General features: G+C 62.7%; 23 protein-coding genes. 6 read left to right on the top strand and 17 right to left on the bottom strand.

What is annotated here, in order from left to right; all coding sequences use genetic code 11:
- Positions 1 to 134 precede the first annotated feature (134 nt).
- Positions 135 to 785, top strand: a complete 651-nt coding sequence (gene lexA / locus KVT32_RS01230; protein WP_062840730.1) for a transcriptional repressor LexA — start codon at positions 135 to 137, stop codon at positions 783 to 785.
- 178 nt (positions 786 to 963) lie between these two features.
- Here lexA and lon read toward each other — a convergent pair whose 3' ends face one another.
- The 5 genes from lon to KVT32_RS01205 all read right to left on the bottom strand — a co-directional run bounded on the left by lon (position 964) and on the right by KVT32_RS01205 (position 7,962).
- Entirely contained in the window at positions 964 to 3,414 is a 2,451-nt protein-coding gene (gene lon, locus KVT32_RS01225; protein ID WP_056318855.1) for an endopeptidase La, read from the bottom strand.
- Positions 3,415 to 3,672: 258 nt separating this feature from the next.
- The gene (gene clpX, locus KVT32_RS01220) at positions 3,673 to 4,971 is read right to left on the bottom strand and encodes an ATP-dependent Clp protease ATP-binding subunit ClpX (protein WP_056318854.1); all 1,299 of its coding nucleotides are present in this window, start codon (positions 4,969 to 4,971) and stop codon (positions 3,673 to 3,675) included.
- A gap of 102 nt (positions 4,972 to 5,073) precedes the next feature.
- Positions 5,074 to 5,727, bottom strand: coding sequence for an ATP-dependent Clp endopeptidase proteolytic subunit ClpP (clpP, locus tag KVT32_RS01215; protein WP_056318852.1), 654 nt, complete (start codon positions 5,725 to 5,727; stop codon positions 5,074 to 5,076).
- Between the two features lie 4 nt (positions 5,728 to 5,731).
- Positions 5,732 to 7,042, bottom strand: coding sequence for a trigger factor (gene tig, locus KVT32_RS01210; protein WP_056318847.1), 1,311 nt, complete (start codon positions 7,040 to 7,042; stop codon positions 5,732 to 5,734).
- A gap of 164 nt (positions 7,043 to 7,206) precedes the next feature.
- Entirely contained in the window at positions 7,207 to 7,962 is a 756-nt protein-coding gene (locus tag KVT32_RS01205) for a M48 family metallopeptidase (protein ID WP_056318844.1), read from the bottom strand.
- A gap of 259 nt (positions 7,963 to 8,221) precedes the next feature.
- On the opposite strand from KVT32_RS01205, the gene KVT32_RS01200 reads away from it, so the two are divergent.
- Entirely contained in the window at positions 8,222 to 8,767 is a 546-nt protein-coding gene (locus tag KVT32_RS01200; RefSeq protein ID WP_062840725.1) for a TIGR00645 family protein, read from the top strand.
- A gap of 94 nt (positions 8,768 to 8,861) precedes the next feature.
- Here the strand turns inward: KVT32_RS01200 and KVT32_RS01195 are convergent, their stop codons facing one another.
- The 5 genes from KVT32_RS01195 to KVT32_RS01175 all read right to left on the bottom strand — a co-directional run bounded on the left by KVT32_RS01195 (position 8,862) and on the right by KVT32_RS01175 (position 11,477).
- Positions 8,862 to 9,068, bottom strand: a complete 207-nt coding sequence (locus KVT32_RS01195) for a cold-shock protein (protein ID WP_042794090.1) — start codon at positions 9,066 to 9,068, stop codon at positions 8,862 to 8,864.
- Between the two features lie 321 nt (positions 9,069 to 9,389).
- On the bottom strand, positions 9,390 to 9,953 hold the full coding sequence (locus KVT32_RS01190) for a DUF924 family protein (RefSeq protein ID WP_152384765.1): 564 nt from the start codon (positions 9,951 to 9,953) through the stop codon (positions 9,390 to 9,392).
- Positions 9,954 to 10,090: 137 nt separating this feature from the next.
- On the bottom strand, positions 10,091 to 10,294 hold the full coding sequence (locus KVT32_RS01185; RefSeq protein WP_006220190.1) for a cold-shock protein: 204 nt from the start codon (positions 10,292 to 10,294) through the stop codon (positions 10,091 to 10,093).
- A gap of 371 nt (positions 10,295 to 10,665) precedes the next feature.
- A complete protein-coding gene (locus tag KVT32_RS01180) occupies positions 10,666 to 10,986 on the bottom strand; it encodes a hypothetical protein (RefSeq protein ID WP_056324478.1) in 321 nt (106 codons plus the stop codon).
- Positions 10,987 to 11,078: 92 nt separating this feature from the next.
- Positions 11,079 to 11,477, bottom strand: a complete 399-nt coding sequence (locus KVT32_RS01175) for a hypothetical protein (protein WP_128828502.1) — start codon at positions 11,475 to 11,477, stop codon at positions 11,079 to 11,081.
- Between the two features lie 123 nt (positions 11,478 to 11,600).
- Here KVT32_RS01175 and KVT32_RS01170 point away from each other — a divergent pair, with 123 nt between their 5' ends.
- Positions 11,601 to 11,906 carry a DUF2513 domain-containing protein gene (locus KVT32_RS01170; protein ID WP_128828503.1) on the top strand — a complete coding sequence of 102 codons (306 nt, stop codon included), beginning with the start codon at positions 11,601 to 11,603 and terminating at the stop codon, positions 11,904 to 11,906.
- Between the two features lie 40 nt (positions 11,907 to 11,946).
- Here the strand turns inward: KVT32_RS01170 and KVT32_RS01165 are convergent, their stop codons facing one another.
- The 3 genes from KVT32_RS01165 to KVT32_RS01155 all read right to left on the bottom strand — a co-directional run bounded on the left by KVT32_RS01165 (position 11,947) and on the right by KVT32_RS01155 (position 13,915).
- Positions 11,947 to 12,240: a hypothetical protein gene (locus KVT32_RS01165; protein WP_152384766.1), complete on the bottom strand. Its 294-nt coding sequence runs from the start codon at positions 12,238 to 12,240 to the stop codon at positions 11,947 to 11,949.
- A 93-nt stretch (positions 12,241 to 12,333) separates the two neighbouring features.
- Complete coding sequence (locus KVT32_RS01160; protein ID WP_305863442.1) at positions 12,334 to 12,732, bottom strand: RidA family protein; 399 nt, start codon at positions 12,730 to 12,732, stop codon at positions 12,334 to 12,336.
- A gap of 25 nt (positions 12,733 to 12,757) precedes the next feature.
- Complete coding sequence (locus tag KVT32_RS01155) at positions 12,758 to 13,915, bottom strand: DSD1 family PLP-dependent enzyme (RefSeq protein ID WP_152384767.1); 1,158 nt, start codon at positions 13,913 to 13,915, stop codon at positions 12,758 to 12,760.
- A 123-nt stretch (positions 13,916 to 14,038) separates the two neighbouring features.
- Between KVT32_RS01155 and KVT32_RS01150 the strand changes: the two genes are divergently transcribed.
- Positions 14,039 to 14,953: a LysR family transcriptional regulator gene (locus KVT32_RS01150; RefSeq protein ID WP_217617529.1), complete on the top strand. Its 915-nt coding sequence runs from the start codon at positions 14,039 to 14,041 to the stop codon at positions 14,951 to 14,953.
- A 13-nt stretch (positions 14,954 to 14,966) separates the two neighbouring features.
- Here the strand turns inward: KVT32_RS01150 and KVT32_RS01145 are convergent, their stop codons facing one another.
- Entirely contained in the window at positions 14,967 to 15,365 is a 399-nt protein-coding gene (locus KVT32_RS01145; RefSeq protein WP_056324461.1) for a RidA family protein, read from the bottom strand.
- A gap of 166 nt (positions 15,366 to 15,531) precedes the next feature.
- Here KVT32_RS01145 and KVT32_RS01140 point away from each other — a divergent pair, with 166 nt between their 5' ends.
- Positions 15,532 to 15,840 (top strand): hypothetical protein, encoded by a 309-nt coding sequence (locus tag KVT32_RS01140; RefSeq protein WP_152384769.1) that lies wholly within the window; start codon positions 15,532 to 15,534, stop codon positions 15,838 to 15,840.
- 25 nt (positions 15,841 to 15,865) lie between these two features.
- Here the strand turns inward: KVT32_RS01140 and KVT32_RS01135 are convergent, their stop codons facing one another.
- Both KVT32_RS01135 and KVT32_RS01130 read right to left on the bottom strand, forming a co-directional pair.
- Positions 15,866 to 16,123, bottom strand: coding sequence for a hypothetical protein (locus tag KVT32_RS01135; protein WP_128828507.1), 258 nt, complete (start codon positions 16,121 to 16,123; stop codon positions 15,866 to 15,868).
- Between the two features lie 100 nt (positions 16,124 to 16,223).
- A complete protein-coding gene (locus KVT32_RS01130; RefSeq protein ID WP_193725301.1) occupies positions 16,224 to 17,873 on the bottom strand; it encodes an intermembrane transport protein PqiB in 1,650 nt (549 codons plus the stop codon).
- 161 nt (positions 17,874 to 18,034) lie between these two features.
- On the opposite strand from KVT32_RS01130, the gene KVT32_RS01125 reads away from it, so the two are divergent.
- Positions 18,035 to 18,520, top strand: coding sequence for a GNAT family N-acetyltransferase (locus KVT32_RS01125; RefSeq protein WP_056324451.1), 486 nt, complete (start codon positions 18,035 to 18,037; stop codon positions 18,518 to 18,520).
- Positions 18,521 to 18,570: 50 nt separating this feature from the next.
- On the opposite strand, the gene KVT32_RS01120 is transcribed toward KVT32_RS01125, so the two are convergent.
- Positions 18,571 to 18,879, bottom strand: a complete 309-nt coding sequence (locus tag KVT32_RS01120) for a hypothetical protein (protein ID WP_056324448.1) — start codon at positions 18,877 to 18,879, stop codon at positions 18,571 to 18,573.
- Positions 18,880 to 18,893 lie beyond the last annotated feature (14 nt).

The following is an 18,893-nucleotide window of genomic DNA, read 5'->3' as shown; positions in this document are numbered from 1 at the left end:
GTGCGCCGTCAGCAGTCGAAACGGGACCTTCGGGTCCCGTTTTTATTGGCATCGTGCCCCGCTTGCTTTTTTGCGCTACGTCCCCCAGAATGGCGCTGTATATATGTACAGTCCGTTCACACCGGATCATCGCCATGGCCAGCAAACTCACGGATCGCCAACAACAAATCCTGGACCTCATCAGGCAAACGGTCGCGCGCACCGGCTTTCCGCCGACCCGCGCCGAAATTGCCCAGGCCTTGGGTTTTCGCTCTCCCAACGCCGCAGAAGACCACCTCAAGGCATTGGCACGCAAGGGGGCCATCGAACTCACGGCTGGCGCCTCACGCGGCATCCGGCTCAAAGATGCCGCCGCCGCGCCGGTGCAATCGTCGCTTCCCATCCCCGCGCTCGCCCAGCTTCTCCTGCCGCTGGTCGGCCGCGTGGCAGCTGGCAGCCCCATCCTTGCTGCCGAGCACGTCGAGCGCGAAGTTGGCGTGGATCCCAGCCTTTTCGCACAAGCCCCCGACTACCTGCTGAAGGTGCGCGGCATGAGCATGCGCGACGCGGGCATCCTCGAAGGCGATCTGCTGGCCGTCAAGAAGGCGTCTGAAGCGCGCAATGGCCAGATCGTGGTGGCCCGTCTGGGCGACGACGTCACGGTCAAGCGGCTCCAACGCCAGAACGGCCATATCGAACTACTGCCTGAAAACCCCGACTTCGAAACGATCGTGGTCAAGGCCGATCAGGAATTTGCGCTGGAAGGCATTGCGGTGGGTCTCATCCGCACGCAAGCGCTGCACTAGGCTGCAGTTCTCTGGCGGGCGCTCCCACCCCACCCGGCCAAACTGGCAGGCAAGCCCACCAAAAAGAAAACCCCGCTCAGAGAGCGGGGTTTTTTGCTTTCGGGCGTCAACAAGATCTGGTGACGCCTTTCGGCTTCGGGCACCCTCTTTCGAGGGCGCCCCGGCGTTCAAGACGCCATCAGTGCTTCATCACCGGGTCGGTCGAGCCAGGTTCCGCAGGTTTGGCAACCAGCGGCTCCTTGACGGCTTCTTCCTCGGCCAGGGGCTCCGGCAGACGCTCCAAGGCCAGTTCCAGCACCTTGTCGATCCAGCGGACCGGCACGATCTCAAGGTGGTTCTTGACGTTATCCGGGATCTCCGCCAAGTCCTTGACGTTTTCTTCCGGGATCAGAACCGTCTTGATACCGCCGCGGTGGGCGGCCAGCAGCTTTTCCTTCAGACCGCCGATCGGCAGGACTTCACCACGCAGCGTGATCTCGCCCGTCATGGCGACGTCGGCGCGCACCGGAATGCGCGACAGCGCCGAGACCATGGCGGTGGTGATCGCAATACCCGCGGACGGACCGTCCTTGGGCGTTGCGCCTTCCGGCACGTGCACGTGCATGTCGTGCTTTTCGAAGACGCTATCGGCAAAGCCCAGACGGCGAGCCCGCGAACGCACAACCGTGCGCGCCGCCTCGACCGACTCTTTCATCACATCGCCGAGCGAACCCGTGCGCTGGATGACGCCCTTGCCGGGCATGTCCGCGACTTCGATCGTCAGCAGGTCGCCGCCGACTTCCGTCCACGCCAGGCCGGTCACCTGACCGATCTGGTTTTCCTTTTCGGCCATGCCGAACGCGTAGCGGCGCACGCCCAGGTAGTCGCTGAGGTTGTCGGCCGTGACGTTGACCGCCTTGACTTCCGGCGTCTTGCCCTCGGCCTTGGCGCGATCGCTTTGGGTCAGCAATTGCTTGATGACCTTGCGGCAGATCTTGCCGACTTCGCGTTCGAGCGCACGGACACCGGCTTCGCGGGTGTAGTAGCGCACGATATCGCGCAGCGCGCTGTCGTCCACGGTCAGCTCGGTATCCTTCACGCCGTTGTTCTTCATCAGCTTGGGCAGCAGATGGTCGCGGGCGATGTGGATCTTTTCTTCCTCGGTGTAACCCGACAGGCGGATCACTTCCATGCGGTCCAGCAGCGCCGGCGGAATGTTCAGCGTGTTGCTGGTCGCCACGAACATGACGTCCGACAGATCGAAATCGACCTCGATGTAGTGGTCCTGGAACGTATGGTTCTGTTCCGGATCCAGCACTTCGAGCAAGGCCGACGAGGGATCGCCGCGGAAATCCATGCCCAGCTTGTCGATTTCATCAAGCAGGAACAGGGGATTGCGCACGCCGACCTTCGACATGTTCTGCACGATCTTGCCGGGCATGGAACCGATATACGTACGGCGGTGGCCGCGGATCTCGGCCTCGTCACGGACGCCGCCCAGGGCCATGCGCACGAACTTGCGGTTCGTGGCCTTGGCGATCGACTGACCCAGCGAGGTCTTGCCGACGCCCGGAGGGCCGACCAGGCACAGGATCGGCGCCTTCACCTTGTCCACGCGCTGTTGCACGGCAAGATACTCGAGGATCCGTTCCTTGACCTTTTCGAGACCGTAGTGGTCGTTGTCCAGCACCGTTTCGGCGTTGCTGATCGAGTTGTTGATCTTGCTCTTCTTTCTCCAGGGGAGATTGATGAGCGTATCGATGTAGTTGCGCACCACCGTGGCTTCGGCCGACATGGGCGACATGAGCTTGAGCTTCTTGAGCTCGGCATCGGCCTTCTTGCGCGCCTCTTTGGGCATGTGGGCAGCGATGATCTTCTTTTCAAGCTCTTCGATGTCCGCGCCCTCTTCGCCTTCGCCCAGCTCTTTCTGAATGGCCTTGACCTGCTCATTCAGGTAGTAGTCGCGCTGGCTCTTTTCCATCTGCTTCTTCACGCGGCCGCGAATCCGCTTCTCGACCTGGAGGATGTCGATTTCGGTTTCGAGTTGCGTGAGCAGACCTTCGAGGCGTTCAGAGGTGCCCGTGATCTCGAGCATCTTCTGCTTTTGCTCGAGCTTCAGGGGAAGATGCGCGGCGATCGTGTCAGCCAGGCGGCCAGCATCGTCGATGCCAGCCAGCGAGGTGAGGATCTCGGGCGGGATCTTCTTGTTGAGTTTTACGTATTGCTCGAACTGAGCAACGATGGCGCGGCGCAAGGCTTCGGTTTCGGAGCCCTGCATGGCGTCCGGTTCGATCGGCGACACCTGGCAGGTGAAGTGCGAATCGGCGTCTTCGATGGAGTTGATGCGGGCGCGCTGCGTACCCTCGACCAGCACCTTTACGGTGCCGTCAGGCAGCTTGAGCATCTGCAGGATGCCGGCGACGCAGCCGATCTCGTAGACGTCTTCAGGCGTGGGGTCATCTTTGCCGGCGGACTTTTGGGCCACCAGCATGATGCTTTTGCCCGCTTCCATCGCGACCTCGAGCGCGCGGATGGAGCGCGGTCGGCCGACGAACAGCGGGATGACCATGTGCGGGAACACTACGACATCGCGCAGCGGCAGCAGGGGAAGGTCGATCGGGTCGGAAGGCAGGGTCTGGCTGGCAGACATATGAGGTTCCTCGGTATGACTCGGCGTATGGGGACGGGGCACCCGGGTAATACCCGAGCAAACTCGTCAATTACGTCTGTTATGGGAACAATAGCCGAAAATTCAAGATCTCGGCCGCCTGGATCACCAAAAGGCCCCAAAAAGGCCCTGGAACCGCCTTCAGTATGCGGCCATGTCGGGCGGCTGAAAAGTGCGATCGGGGATGTAGGCGCGCCCTAGGTAAAAAAACCCGTTACGAGAACGGGCTTTTTTGAAATATCAGGCGGCGGCGTCGCGGACTTCTCCGCGCTCCGGCTTCTCTGGCGCGGCATTTTCATCCGCGTAGATCAGCAGGGGCTTGCCCTCGCCTTCGATGGCGTTTTCGTCGAGGACCACGCGCTTGACGTTGCCCTGGGAAGGCAGGTCATACATGGTGTCGAGCAGTGCCTGTTCAATGATGGAACGCAGGCCGCGGGCACCCGTCTTGCGGCGCAGCGCCTTGCGGGCGATGGCCTTGAGCGCAGCCGGGCGCACGTCGAGCTCGGCGCCTTCCATGGCGAACAGCTTTTGGAACTGCTTGAGCAAGGCGTTCTTGGGTTCGGTCAGGATCTGGACCAGTGCGGCTTCGTCCAGCTCGTCCAGCGTCGCGACCACGGGCAGACGACCGACCAGTTCGGGAATGAGACCGAACTTGATGAGGTCTTCGGGCTCCACTTCGGAGAAGAGTTCGCCCACGCCACGTTCAGACTTGGCACGTACCGACGCCGAAAAGCCGATACCCGACTTTTCAGTACGGTCGCGGATGACCTTTTCCAACCCGTCGAAGGCGCCGCCGACGATGAACAGGATGTTGGTGGTGTCGACCTGGACGAAGTCCTGGTTCGGATGCTTGCGGCCGCCCTGCGGGGGAACCGACGCCACCGTGCCTTCGATCAGCTTGAGCAAGGCCTGTTGCACGCCCTCGCCCGACACGTCGCGCGTGATGGACGGGTTGTCGGACTTGCGCGAGATCTTGTCGATCTCGTCGATGTAGATGATGGCGCGCTGGGCCTTTTCGACTTCATAGTTGCAGTTCTGCAGCAACTTCTGAATGATGTTTTCGACGTCTTCACCCACGTAGCCCGCTTCGGTCAGCGTGGTGGCGTCGGCCATGACGAAAGGCACGTTCAGCATGCGAGCCAGCGTCTGGGCCAGGAGCGTCTTGCCGGATCCGGTGGGCCCGATCAGCATGATGTTGCTCTTGGAGAGCTCGACTTCGTCGCCCTTGATCTCGCCGTGGCGAATGCGCTTGTAGTGGTTGTAGACGGCCACGGCCAGCATGCGCTTGGGCGACGTTTGCCCAATGACGTACTGGTCGAGGAAAGTCTTGATTTCAGCCGGAGTGGGCAGCTCGGAACGAATCGCCGCGCGCGCGGTGGCCTGCGCCTCTTCGCGGATGATGTCGTTGCACAAGTCGATGCATTCATCGCAGATGAATACCGACGGACCCGCGATCAGCTTGCGGACTTCGTGCTGGCTTTTATTGCAAAACGAGCAATGCAGCACCTTAGCGTCTGCCGATCCCTTTTTTTCAGGCATATTTCTTTCGTATCTCAGGTAAAGATGCGCCAGGCCGGGTACATGGCCTAGCGCATGCGCTTACTCAAACATGATGGCAGCGGGTCTGGATCAACCGGGAAGTCAGCCTTCGGACCGGGAGGCCATGACCTTGTCCACCAGTCCATACGATACCGCATCTTCGGCCGACATGAAGTTGTCACGTTCCGTATCCAGCTCGATGCGCTCCATGCTCTGCCCGGTGTTGTGGGCCAGGATGCGGTTCAAGCGCTCGCGCAGGTCCAGGATTTCGCGAGCCTGGATCTGGATGTCGGAGGCCTGCCCTTGGGCGCCGCCCGAGGGCTGGTGAATCATGATGCGCGAGTTGGGCAGGGTGAAACGCTTGCCCTTCTTGCCAGCCGCCAAGAGGAACGCGCCCATGCTGGCCGCAAGGCCGGTGCACAGGGTGGACACGTCCGGCTTGACGAACTGCATGGTGTCAAAAATGGCCATTCCCGCGTACACCGACCCGCCAGGCGAGTTGATGTACAGGGAAATGTCCTTGTCAGGATTCTCCGATTCCAGGAACAGCAACTGAGCCACGACCAGGTTGGCCGTGGCGTCGTTCACCGGCCCCACCAGGAAAATGAGCCGTTCGCGGAGCAGACGCGAATAGATGTCGTAGGCACGCTCGCCGCGCCCCGACTGCTCGATCACCATGGGAATGTAGCCCAGGCCGGTGGGGGTCACCGAAGACCCGCCATTCATTGCCGCATAGAAATCGGTGAATCTCTGCATAGTGTTACGCCATCCCCATCAACTGATCGAAAGGCACCTTTTCATCGGTGACCTTGGCCTTTTCCAACACGTGCGCGACGACGTTGTCTTCAAGCACGATAGCCTCGATTTCAGCACGACGCTGGCGGTCTGCCAGGTAATAGCTGACAACCTGGGCGGGTTGTTCGTAGTTCTGGGCGAATTCTTCGATGCGCGCGCGGACCTGTTCCGGCTTGGCTTGCAACTGAGCTTGCTTGACCAGTTCGGAGACCAGCAGGCCCAGGCGGACACGGCGCTCGGATTCGGTCGAGAAGGCTTCGGCCGGGATCGGCACGGATTCGGCATTGGGCACGCCGCGCTGCTTCAGTTCTTCGCGGGCAGCGGAGATACGGCCTTGCACGTCGTTGTCGACCAGGGCCTTCGGCACGTCAAACTTGCCGGCTTCGACCAGGGCGTCCATGACGCTTGACTTGGTGCGGCCTTGCGAACGGACCTTCACTTCGCGCTCGATGTTGCTGCGGATGTCGGCCTTGAGCTTTTCGACGTCGCCTTCGGCTTGGCCGAGCGACTTGGCGAATTCGCTGTTCAGTTCGGGCAGGACGCCTTCAGCCACTTCCTTGATGGTGATGGTGAATTCGGCGGTCTTGCCGGCAACTTCCACGCCTTGGTAGTCATCGGGGAACTTGAGCTGGAAAACCTTGGTTTCGCCAGCCTTCAGGCCACGCGCGGCTTCTTCGAATTCCGGCAGCATGCGGCCTTGGCCGAGCACGAACGGGAAGTCTTCGGCCTTGCCGCCTTCGAACGGCACGCCGTCGATGGTGCCGGCAAAGTCCAGCGTCACGCGGTCGCCGTCGGCGCTGGCGCGGCCTTCACGGGCTTCGAACGTGGCGCGTTGCTTGCGCAGCACGTCCAGCGTCTGCTGAACTTCAGCATCGGTGACGGCGGTTTCGTAGCGGGTGACGGCCAGGGCGGACAGGTCCGGCACGGCGACTTCCGGGTAGACCTCGAACGTGGCGGTGAACGCCAGCGTGTCGTCGGAAACGCCTTCCGTCTTGGGCTCGAGGTTCGGGGCGCCGGCGACGCGCAGCTTGGCGCCGTCGATGGCTTGTTCAAAGGCACGGCCAACTTGGCTATTGATCACGTCGTAGCGGATGCTGGGACCATGGCTGCGCTCGAGCATGGCGAGCGGCGCCTTGCCCGGACGGAAGCCGGGGACCTTGGCGGTCCGAGCCACGCGCTTCAATTGCGCCTGGACTTCCTTTTCGACGTCGGCCACCGAGACGGCCAGATCAACACGGCGCTCCAGGCCGGAGAGGGTTTCAACCACAGGCTGCATTAAAAGACCTATTTTCCGAGAGATGAGATTACGGGCGGATAAACGCGGCATTTTACCGGAAACTTCCGGAACCCTGACGCAAAGGGGCGCGAGCCCCGGATTTGCCCGGATGCTCGCGCCCCGTTTATCGCCCAAAAAGCGAGGATCGACGCCTGGCTCAGAGGTTACTTGGCCTTGGCGATGCGGTCTTCGATGTGCTGCGCGCGCTTGGTCGAGGACGGGTGGGAGCTCATCATATCGCTCTTGCCGCCATCCAGCTCGGCCAGCTTCTGGAACGCGGTCACAAGGCCGCGCGTATTCTGCTTCTTGGACTGCAGCAGGTCGAACGAATAATCGTCCGCCGCGCTTTCCTGCGATTGCGAGAACTGCGCATTGATGAACTTCTCGGTCAGGTCGCCCAGTTGCGAGGAGCTCAGTTGGGACACGGTCGCGCCGCCCGCCGCGCCAGCCGCGTCACGCGCAGCCGACACCGTGTAGGCGGTCTGCATTGCCTTCTTGGTGTGGCCCAGCGCCACGTGACCGATTTCGTGGCCGACCACGCCCATCACTTCGTCGTCCGTCATCATGTCCATGAGGCCGCTATAGACGCGGATGCAGCCGTTGGCCATTGCCCAGGCGTTCACGTCCTTGGTGACATAGACCTTGTAGCTGGCTTTCTGGCCATTGACCGTGCTGCCCAGCGACTTGGCGATCTTCTGCAGACGAGCGTCGTATTTGCTGCCCGGCGCGGCGATCTTTTCCTGCGAATCGCTCTGTGCGCATGCCTTGTCCGACAGGGTCTTGATCTCGGCATCGCTCAGCGTGGCCGCCTGGACGACCTTGGCGCCGGCGCCGACGAGCCCACCGATATCCAACGCATGTGCGGCCGAGTAAGGGGCGAGCGCAATGGCCAACGCGGCGACGGTGTAGCGGATCTTCATGGGAACAAACTCCTATTGACTTGTTCTATGCAAACGAGGCGGCAATTCTATATACGCCCCCAGCTTTCGACGTATTTCGGCACAGAGTTTCGCAAATGCGAATTTCGCTTACCAAAAAGCCGAGCGCTTCGAAGGACGCCATGCTAAGCATCCGGCCCAGCGGCAAGCCGCCGGTTGAAAGAGATGTCCGCTGGCTCATGGCGTTGATAGAATTGCCGCCGCGCATTTTTTCGCAAAACCACAACGGCTCGCACCCATCATGATCCCGAATTCCCCTCCTCGCCTCGGGCTGCTGCCCAATCTCATCTTCAGTTCGCGCTGGCTGCAGCTTCCGCTTTACCTGGGGCTTATCGTCGCGCAGGGCGTATACGTCATGCTGTTCCTCAAGGAACTGTGGCACCTCGTCACCCACGCCACCAGCTTCGGCGAAATGGAGATCATGCTGATCGTGCTGGGCCTGATCGACGTGGTCATGATCTCCAACCTGCTGGTGATGGTGATCGTTGGCGGCTACGAGACGTTCGTGTCGCGCCTGCGCCTTCAGAACCATCCCGACCAACCGGAATGGCTGAGCCACGTCAACGCCAGCGTGCTGAAAGTGAAGCTGGCCATGGCCATCATCGGCATCTCCTCGATCCACCTGCTGCGCACCTTCATCGAAGCAGGCACGATCGGCACGCCGAATGCGCGCTTCACCGAAGCCGGCGTGATGTGGCAGACCATCATCCACGCCATCTTCATTCTTTCGGCGCTGGGAATCGCACTGGTGGACAAGCTCTCGACCGGCAGCAACGCCAAGCACTGAGCGTCCGCACAAAAAAAAAGCCCCCACGCGACAAACGTGGGGGCTTTTTTATGGATAGAACACCGGGCGCACCCGGCGCACTACCCGAGAGGTCTCAGGCCGCTACTTTGATGTTCTTGGCGCTGGGGCCCTTTGGGCCGGTTCCAACGTCGAAAGTGACCCGCTGGTTTTCCTGCAGCGACTTGTAGCCCTCGCTGCGGATTTCGGAGTAGTGAGCGAAAAGATCCTTGCTGCCGTCGTCGGGCATGATGAAGCCATAACCCTTTTCGGCGTTGAACCACTTGACGATGCCGGTTGCCATGGGATGTCCTTGACCTAAAAAGCGATTGCTCGCGGGACGCCAGATCTTCAAGGATGGGAGAGGATAGCAACCGCGGCACCACTGACGGCGACCAAGGAGAACGCAGACCGCGTCGCTTGAGAATCTCGCTGAAACCAGTTTATTGGCGAATCTGGAAAAACGTCAAATGTCCGAAAGGCCTGTTTTTGATCCCGAAAACGGGCTCTACACCCGCTAAAAAGCGCAAGCCAGGCCGCGGGGCGGGTTGAACATTTTCAACTTGCCACGCACCGATACACGTAGAAACCGACACGCCCGGCCTGCTTCGCGAGGTTCCGCGTCCTACCCGGCGAATCCGCCGGCTTCCAGAAACTCGCGTTCGGCCTGGCTCGTCTGCCGTCCCAGCGCCGCGTTGCGGTGCGGGAAGCGTCCGAAACGCTTGATGATGTCGCGATGCAGGACGGCCCACTTCACGGCTTCTGCACCCAGCGGTTCCATCAGGGCGACAGCGCGGTTCTGTGCAGCCAGGCTCTCGGCATGCTCGAACGGCATGTAGAAGAACTGGCGTAGCGACGCATCGACTTCCAGATCATGGCCCGCGGCGATCGCGTGTTCCGCGAAATGCAGCGCCAGCGCGTCGGTGGCGAACATATGCGCGGTGTCCCGGTAGGCATTGCGGGGAAACTGGTCCAGCAGGATCATGAGCGCGATCGCGCCCGAGGGGTCATCCAGCCAGGCATCGAGCCGGCGCGCGGCTGCTGCCATATGCGCCGCTTCGAAGCGCTGGCGAAAGCTGGCGTCGAACTGTGCGTTCTTGCTGAACCATTGGGGTGGCCCGGCTTGCAGCCAAAAGGCGACCACATCCTGAGGTTGCGTGACAAACGGCGTGGGGGTGGTTGCGGTCATGGCGATGCGTGCATAAGGGTGAGTGCGCTGCCATTCCCAAAAGAATCGGTAGCGCGACGGAAAATCAGCCGCCCAGCATAACGCGCAGAAAACAAAAAAGGCCCCACTAGGGGGCCTTCTTGCGAAAATTCAGAGCCTTACAGGACCTGGATCTTCGTGGCTTGCGGGCCCTTGGGGCCATTGGCCGTCACAAAGCTGACGCGCTGGTTCTCTTCCAGAGACTTGAAGCCCGAGCCCTGAATTTCGGAGAAGTGAGCGAACAGATCCTTGCCACCCGCTTCCGGGGTGATGAAGCCATAACCCTTTTCCGAATTGAACCACTTAACGACGCCGGTTTCCATACTGTATTTCCTAGAGATAATGGGCAAATGCCCGGAGGTCACGAATCAATCAAGGAGGGGACAGTAGAACAATAACGCTGAGCCGGAAAAGGCACCGCACTGATCGAAAATCGCAACGCTTGTGATCGTGTGCCGACACTATCGTTATATTCCCCTCACAAGTCAACATAATCCTAAAAAACACGTGCCAATAATGCAACAAAGAGAAACTGCGCGGTTATTCTGCACGTTTTTAAAGGGTAAACGAGTCCCTGCATAGGTGTTAACACCCATACATCATAAAAAAACAAACAAGGCTTATATAAATGCCATCAAAAGCGCGTACGACCTGCAATACGCCGTTCGGATGACACTATGGTTTGCCGCCAGGCTTACTCGTCGATAGGTAAACCCAACAAGTCGAGCGCCGCGCCAAAAGCATCGGGGCCCGAGCAAAGGAAAACCGCCACGTCGCCGGGGTTCATATTTTCCAGCACTTGGTCGATCTGTTCTTGAGCATTATCAACATTGTCGACATTGGCGGCGTGTATATCCGCTCCGGCATCGACTTTTTCGCGAGGCACGATGTCTGCGATTGCATTGAGATCATCCACGCCCATGACGACATAAGCGCTGATGCTCTCGCCGTCCAGGGTGGTGTGCAGCTCGACGCCGCCCGCTACGTCGGCAACGTGCCGACTGAGTATTTCCATTTCCATCTTCCTTGATTTGCGGGCTGAGCCCGCCTGGGCACGCACCTCACAGGTGCACACGCACGCCCAGGCGCGACTATAACAGCCTTAGGCTAACGTTTCTTGACGCTGGGGCCAAGCGACTGGCGAGCAGCCCCGGAGGTGGCCGCCACGGTACGGCAACGCACCCCGGCTTCGGCCAGCACCCGGGCCAGCGGCTTCTGCGCGGCGAGAAACGCCGTCTTTTCGTCGGCGGCCAGCTTGCAGATGAACAACTGAGCCTGGAGTTGCGTGCGGCGCGCCTTGCGGTTGTCGGCTTCCTTGGCGAGCCATTCGCCCACCCAGGCCGCGGCAGCCTCGGCATCGCCCTGCTGCTTGACGTGCCCGAGCAGGTCGTAGACGGTCACGCCGTCGATGCGCTCATCCTCGCCGCGGGAGAGGAACAGCTTGGCGGACTGGCCCGTGTAGCCTGGAACGACCGCTAGACAATCCCGTTCTGCGGGTTTTTTCATGGTGTTTTCGAATGTGGTTTAGCAAGAACCCCGGACTGTAACGCAGGCGCGCCCGCCGTCCTATTGCCGTTGCGGAAGTCTGCTATCGTCAACGTGTTCTTTCATCCCAACATGGTGGACATCATGCAACGCGATTTCGATCTGGTCGTCACGATTCTGGGTGCCCTGCGCGACGCCCCCGGCCCCAACCTGAGCACGCACGACATCAAGAACGCCGCCCTGGCGCCGCACCCCGAAGAGCAAGGCCTGCAGCTCATCGCGCATCACCTGGACCTGCTGGAAGATGCCGGCCTGGTCAAGCAGATCAGCGAGACCGCGGCGACCGCTGGCGCCACGCGCTGGCGCATCACGTGGAAGGGCTACGACGCCCTGGAGCAGGATGAGGACGACGAAGACGAAGACGACGAGGACTTCGACGCCGAAGAATGAGACGCTGCGCCGAAAGGCGCAGCCGGACGATCCGCGCGGCTTAGCGCAATGATTGCGCCGTTTGCCGGCGTTGCCGGATGCGCCGCGTCAACAGCGCCGCCGCGGCGCCGATCACCAGACTGAACATGAAGGCGGCGATCGACAGCATCGCCGCCAGCTCATCGAATCCCCCCTGCCGCGCCAACACCAGCACGGCCACGAATATCGCCACCGACCACGCCACAAGGCCGATCAGCAGCTGCTTGACCGTCCGCAGGCGGCCGCACAAGGCGCCGCCGGCAAGTGCGGCGGCCACCATGGCAGCCATGGACCAGAACAGATACTCGTAGTGCATGGGAACGGTCTCCGCCAAGGGCATTGAGGCGCACGCATTATAGGCGGCGCCTGCCTGCCGCCGTTTGCTCCCCTGCCCGGCCGCGCCCCCCGATCAGGCCAGCGCCACGACGCTGATTTCCACCAACGCGCCGTAGTGCAGATCTCGGGTAGGCACGATGGCGCGGGCTGGCCGGTGGCTGCCAAAGCATTCCTCGTACACCGCGTTGACCTCATCCCACAGACTGACGTCCGGGATGTACACGGTCACGTTGACCACCGACGACAGCGAGGAACCGGCAGCCTCCAGGATTGCGCGCACGCTGCGCAGCGCCTGCCGCGTCTGGCCTGCCGCATCCGCCGCCAGGACGGGGCGCACGCCAGGCGCGGCCGGCGGCAAAAAGCCCAACTGCCCCGAGACGAAGACGAACCCGTTGGCGCGAATCGCCTGAGAATAATGGCCCGCGGGCGGGGTGGCGTCGGGCGTCTGGATGAGGTCCATGTGAGCGTCCATGTGAGCGTCCATGATGATGCGCGGCTTACCAGCCACGGAAGCGTTCCCAGTGCGCCACCACGCCCGGCTCGCCGGTACGCACGACCTCGTAGGCGTCGTGCTGAGCGCACGTTGCGCAAGCGTGGTTCGGCACGATACGCACTTTGGCGCCGATCGGCAGGTCGGGCAACACCGCGTTGCTGCCAGGGCGCACCTTGATGATGCCCTGCTCCTGGTTGGTTTCGGCAAGCAGCACGTCCGGGTAGACCGTGCCGTCCACGTCGCACACCAGGCCGTACAACTGGTCCACCGGCTGTTTTGCCGTGCCACGATCCCGCGACATGGCCATCCACCCAGCGTCCACCAGGATCCAGCCCTTATCGGGCTGATGGCCGATAACGGTGGTCAGCACCGTGGCGGCGATGTCGTCCACGCTGCACACCCCCAGGCCGGCCATCACGAGATCAAAAAAGACGTACACGCCCGCACGGACTTCCGTGACGCCTTCGAGGTTGCGGGCAAAGTGCGCGGTGGGCGTTGAGCCGACGCTGACCACCGGGCACGGCAACCCCGCCTCGCGAATCGCCTGAGCGCAACTGACGGCGGCCCACCGCTCCTGTTCGGCCATATCCGCGATCGCCTCGACGCTACGGCAGCCATACGATTCGCCCGCGTGCGTCATGACGCCGCGCAGGCAGGCGCCCTCTTCGTGCAGCACGCGCGCAATGGCCAGCAACTGGCCGGTATCCTTGGGCTGCACACCGGCGCGGTGCCCGTCGCAATCGATTTCGATCAGCGCCGGGATGGCATCGCCGGCAGCCTTGGAACGCGCCGACACCGCGCGCGCGGCCTCGATGCTGTCGACCACCACCGTCAGATCGATGCCGCGCTGGCGCAAGGCCAGCACGCGGTCGAGCTTCGACGGAGACACGCCGACGGCATACAGCAGATCCGTGACGCCAGCGGCCGCGAATTGCTCGGCCTCCTGCAGCGTCGAGACGGCGGCTGGCCCTTGCGGCGTCGTCATGAGACGGCGCGCGACCTCGATGGATTTGGGCGTTTTCAGATGGGGACGCAACCTGACGCCGTGGCCGGCCATCAGCGCGTTCAGCCGGTCGATGTTTCGCGTCATGCGCGTTTCGTCGAGCAGCAGGCAGGGCGTTTCCAGCGAATCCAGGGTGGGCGCGGGGCTTTCAAGGGTCATGGGAATCTCTTTAGGGATGAGGGGCGCGGACACGGCTGGCCCGTCGGGATCAGGACGAAGTATGGCGCGCTCGCCGCTTCCCATGTTTAATTCGAAATTAATATCCCGTTAACACCAGCCTGAATGATTACGACCGACGACCTGCGCTTTTTCCTGAGTCTTTCCACTGCTGGATCGCTGGCGCAGGCGGCCCGCTCGCTGGACGTGACGCCTCCAGCAGTCACGCAGCGGCTTAACGCGCTGGAAAAGCGGTTGGGCGTGAGACTGGTCAACCGATCGGCGCGCGGCATCGCACTAACCGATGAGGGCCGCCTGCTGGCCATGCGTGCGGGGCAGATAAGTCATGACCTGACGGTGCTGGCCGATGAACTTGCGGGCAGGCGCGGCGTTGTGGCGGGGCATCTGCGGGTGGTGGCGCCGCTGGGCTTTGGCCAGCGCTACATCGCCCCGCTGGTGGCCGACTTCCGATCGCGCAGCGAAAACGTAACGGCCAGCCTGACACTGTCGGACGGCCCTCCCCGCCTGGCGTCGGACAACTGGGACGTCATGGTGCACATTGGCGAACTGCGCGACTCCACCCTTGTCGCGCACCCGCTGGCGCCGAACCGGCGCATGCTGTGCGCGTCGCCTGCGTACCTGAAGCGGCGCGGCACGCCGGGCATGCCTGAAGACCTGCGCAACCATGACTGCATCGCCCTGCGCGAAAACGACGAAGACGTGACCCTGTGGCGGTTCAGGCGCGCCCGGGGCGCAGCAGTCGGGGTTCGTATTGCGCCCGTGTTGTCGTGCAACGCGGGGGCCACTGCGCTGGAGTGGGCGTTGGGCGGACACGGCATCGTCGCGCGTTCGGAGTGGGACGTGGCCACGCACGTCCGTGCGGGCGCGCTGGTCCCGTTGCTGGCCGGCTGGAGCCTGCCCGATGCGAATGTGGTGGCGCTGGTGAAATCGCGGCAGGAACTGTCCGCGCGCACGGCAGGGTTTCTGGCGGCGCTGCGCGCGGCGTTCGCCGCGCCCCCCTGGCGCGGCGGGGCGTCCTAGGCGCAAGGACGGCTCAATCGAGCATCGCTTCCGCTTCGATCTCGATCAGCCATTCGGGCAACGACAACCCGCTGACGATGATCCACGACGACGGCGGCGGATCGACCTTGAAGCGGTCGCGAAGGGCCTGCGCCACGACCTCCTGTTCGGTGCTGACCGTGTCGCAAATGTAGATCCGCAGCATGATGACCTGCGACAGATTGCCGCCCGCGGCCGCCAGGACACGTTCGACATTGTCCAGCGCCGCTTCGGTCTGCACTTGCAGCCCGGGTCCGACCGTGCGCTCGTTGGCATCGACGCCGACCTGGCCGGACAGCAGCATGCGGCGTTGTCCGGTCACGATCACCGCCTGGCTGAAACCGTACTGCACGGAATTGAACACCGTATCGGGATTGACGACGACTCGGGACATGGGCTTCTCCTGTGCAGTCCGGCGTGGGACGGCTGGTCATTCTAGCAACCGCACTGCGGACGACGAAGCGCCAGCGGCACCGCGCGTCGAGTCGACCAAACGCGGTATGGAGCCGCGGCACGGCGTTTGCTACGCTGGACTGGTCTGTTCAGCCAGGGTCACGGCCATGAGCGAGAAGATCCGAGTTCTATGCATCCAGCCCGCCACGACGTCCGCGCGTTTCGCGTTCCTGGTGATTGCTCTGAAATGGTCATTGGGCGCCACGCCCCGGCCGTCGCGCCTGCAGATCGGCCCGCATGATCTGGCGCCCGAAGGATCGGAAGGCGCTTTCTGGCAGTTTGCGCTGCGGCACGCCTTTTCCAGCCAGTCCATTCTGGTCACGCGCGGTGCGCACTGGGATGTGTCGGCGTCGGTGGAAGGCGATGAAGTCCGCGCCTTCGGGCGGACTTTTGCGCTGAGGCAGTGTCTTTTCTGACCCCGCGGTGCGCTAAGCCTGCGTCTCAGGCGTCGACTGGCGCCTTACGGTGATAGGCCGCAAGCTCTTCGGCCGTCCAGCGCTGGCGCGCTTCGTCCTGACAGCAGGTGCGATACACCAGCGCGCCGACGTCCAGAAAACGCTTCACGTCGGCGTCCGACAACTTTCCCTGCACCTGCAACAGGCAGTCGGCCAAGGTGGAAAGCACGCCGTCCCAGCCGTCAAACCTGCCAGGCGCCACCGGCAACGTGATCATGCGCGCCATCATTTCACTATGGTCCATGCTGAGTCTCCCCTCAGTCGCGGCGCCGCTCGATCCGCTATCGCCTGGCGCCCCCGGGATGCCTTTTAGCAAGTGGCGTTCCTGATGGGAAACGCAGGGTTCAACGCGCTGGCGCCCGCCCAGTCGCCGGATCCGGCGCGCGCCCCCGCAACAGCGACCCCGGATGGGCTTGCAGGTAGTCGGCCAATTCGCGCAACGACCGCGCGGTGCGGGCCAGTTCCTGCAGCAGCGTGCTCGTGTTGACCGGCAGGCCCGCATCGGGACTCAGCAAGCCGCCCACCGCGCCCAGCGATCGGCTGGCTTGGCGCAGCATCGCGGACGCTTCGGGCGCAAGCTGCGTGTCCAGCCGCTTTACCAGCCTGGACGTGCCCTGCAGCAGGTTGCCCAGTTCCGCGCCCAGGTCCTCCAGCGGGATCTTCTCGATCTTGGTCAGAATGGAGTTCAGTTGCAGTTGCAGCTGATCGAGGTTGTTTGGCACCGTGGGGATGAAAGGCGCCTCTTCCATCTTGAATGTGACGGGCTTGGCATCAGGAAACACCGCCATCGCAATGTACAGCTGGCCCGTCAGCAGGTTGCCGATGCGCAATTGCGCACGCAGGCCCTGCTCGATCATGGCCGCCATCAGCTTGCCGCTGGGATGCTCCAGCGACGATCCGGAATACTCCCGGATCTCTTCGAACGTCTTCGCGCCCAGCCGCTCCGGGTACAGCGTGGCATCCACCAGCGCGTAGAACTGGTTGGTCGTGCGGTCCAATTCCAGCCCGATGGCGTCGACCTGGCCGACCGAGGCGCCGAACGCGTCGATCGGGGCACCGACGGAAAGGCCCCGCACCGACTGGTCAAACCGCATGCGGATATGCAACGGCATGCCATCCGGCTGCGCCCGCGCAGCGGTTTCCGAGGGGTAGATGACGAACGTGGCCTCCGGCTTGGCCGCGGCATGATGGCGGGTCTCTATCGAATCGAAGGCGACGCCCCCCACGATCACGGACAGCAGGGATTGCGAGCGCACGTCAAGCCCCCGCGCATCCACCGAGAAATCCACGCCGCTCGCATTCCAGAAGCGCGTGCCTTCGTTCACGTATGCATCGTTCGGCGCATCCACGAACACCTGGATGTCCACCCCCTTGCCGGTGCTGTCCAGGCGGTAGCTCACAACCTGTCCCACCGCGATGCGCCGGTAATAGACCGGCGAGCCGATATCCAGCGATCCCAGGTCGTGGCCCTTGAGCGTGAAGCGCTTGCCCGGCCGGTCCTGTGTCACTTCGGGCGGGACCTCCAGGCCGACGAACGCGAATTTGGTTGCCTTGCCGGGATCGACGCCGCCGCGCAGGCCAGCCGGATCCAGGCCGATGTAGGCGCCGGACAGCAAGGTGCTTAGGCCGGAGACGCCGCTAAGCGTGAGCCGGGGCCGCACCACCCAGAACAAGGTGCCCTCTTGCAACAGGCCTGCCGCCTCCTTGTTGAGCCGCACCGTCGCGATCACGCCTGTTCTGTCTGCGTTGAGCGCCACGCGCTCCACAACGCCGACATTCACTTCCTTGTATCGGACCTGCGTCTTGCCCGCCTCCAGCCCTTCCGCCGTCTGGAAACTGATGGTGGCCTGCGGGCCGGCGTCCATCCAGACCTTCAACACCAGCAGCAAGCCGCCCAGCGCCGCGACGATCGGCACCAGCCAGATCCAGGAAAGCCGGCGGCCACGGCGGGCCGGCGGGCGCTTTTGAGCAGCAGCAGGAGCAGTCTCGGGCATTGAAGGCATCCTTCGTGAGCACGCGTCCGGACTCTGGGTGCAATCCCGGTAAAGCGTCGCGCCAGCGGGGCCGCCGCGCAACAAGGGTAATCCCGACGTTTGCGCATGCCCGCTGCACAAAGAAAGAGTAGGATAGCCATCCCAGTAAACAGGAAACTTCCGTGAATATCGAAATCCGTCCTGCCGTGCCTTCGGACGCGGCCCAGATCCATGCCTTCATCACCGAACTGGCGGTCTACGAGCGCGCCGCCCATGAGGTGATCGCCAGCGCTGAAGACGTTGAGCGCACCTTGTTTGCGCAAGGCGCGCCGGCCCGCGCGTTGATGTGCCTGGTCGAGGGCAAGGCCATCGGCTACGCCGTCTATTTCTACAGCTACTCAACCTGGCTTGGAAAGAACGGCATCTACCTGGAGGATCTGTACGTCACGCCCGAGCATCGAGGCATCGGCGCGGGACGCGATCTGCTGCGCCATCTGGCGCGCGAGGCGGTGGCAAACGATTGCGGGCGGCTTGAATGGAGCGTGCTGGACTGGAACCAGCCCGCGATCGATTTCTATCAATCCATTGGCGCCCTGCCTCAGGACGAATGGGTGCGCTATCGGATGGCCGGCGACGCATTGCGCAATTTCGCCGAGGGCCGCCGCTGAAGCGGCCACTACGGCAGCCACTTCGGCAGCCACTCAGGCAGCCAGACCGCTCAGAACTCCGGCAGGTCGAACAGCGTGTGCAAGGTGGAGCTGGGCACCGGGACGGACGCGAGATGCTCGCGGCCCCGGGCATCCACCAGCACGCGCACCGCGCGCGATGCGACGGTCAAGCCGTCCACGCTGATCGCGGTCTCGACCTCGGCGCCTTCCTTGAGAAGTTCAATGACTTCGGAGGCTGCCGCCGTCGTGGGCTCCGAGATCCACCCGGGAACGCCGCGCACAGCCTGCCCCCAGCGCACGTAGGCGATATGGCCACTCATGGCCTCCTTGCGCACGGCGACGATCACATACAAAGACATCCAGGCCTCCCTAA

This window comes from Achromobacter sp. GbtcB20 (genome assembly GCF_019091095.1).
Taxonomy (GTDB): Bacteria; Pseudomonadota; Gammaproteobacteria; order Burkholderiales; family Burkholderiaceae_B; genus Achromobacter; species Achromobacter mucicolens.
This window is presented reverse-complemented; position numbering and strand designations above follow the sequence as displayed.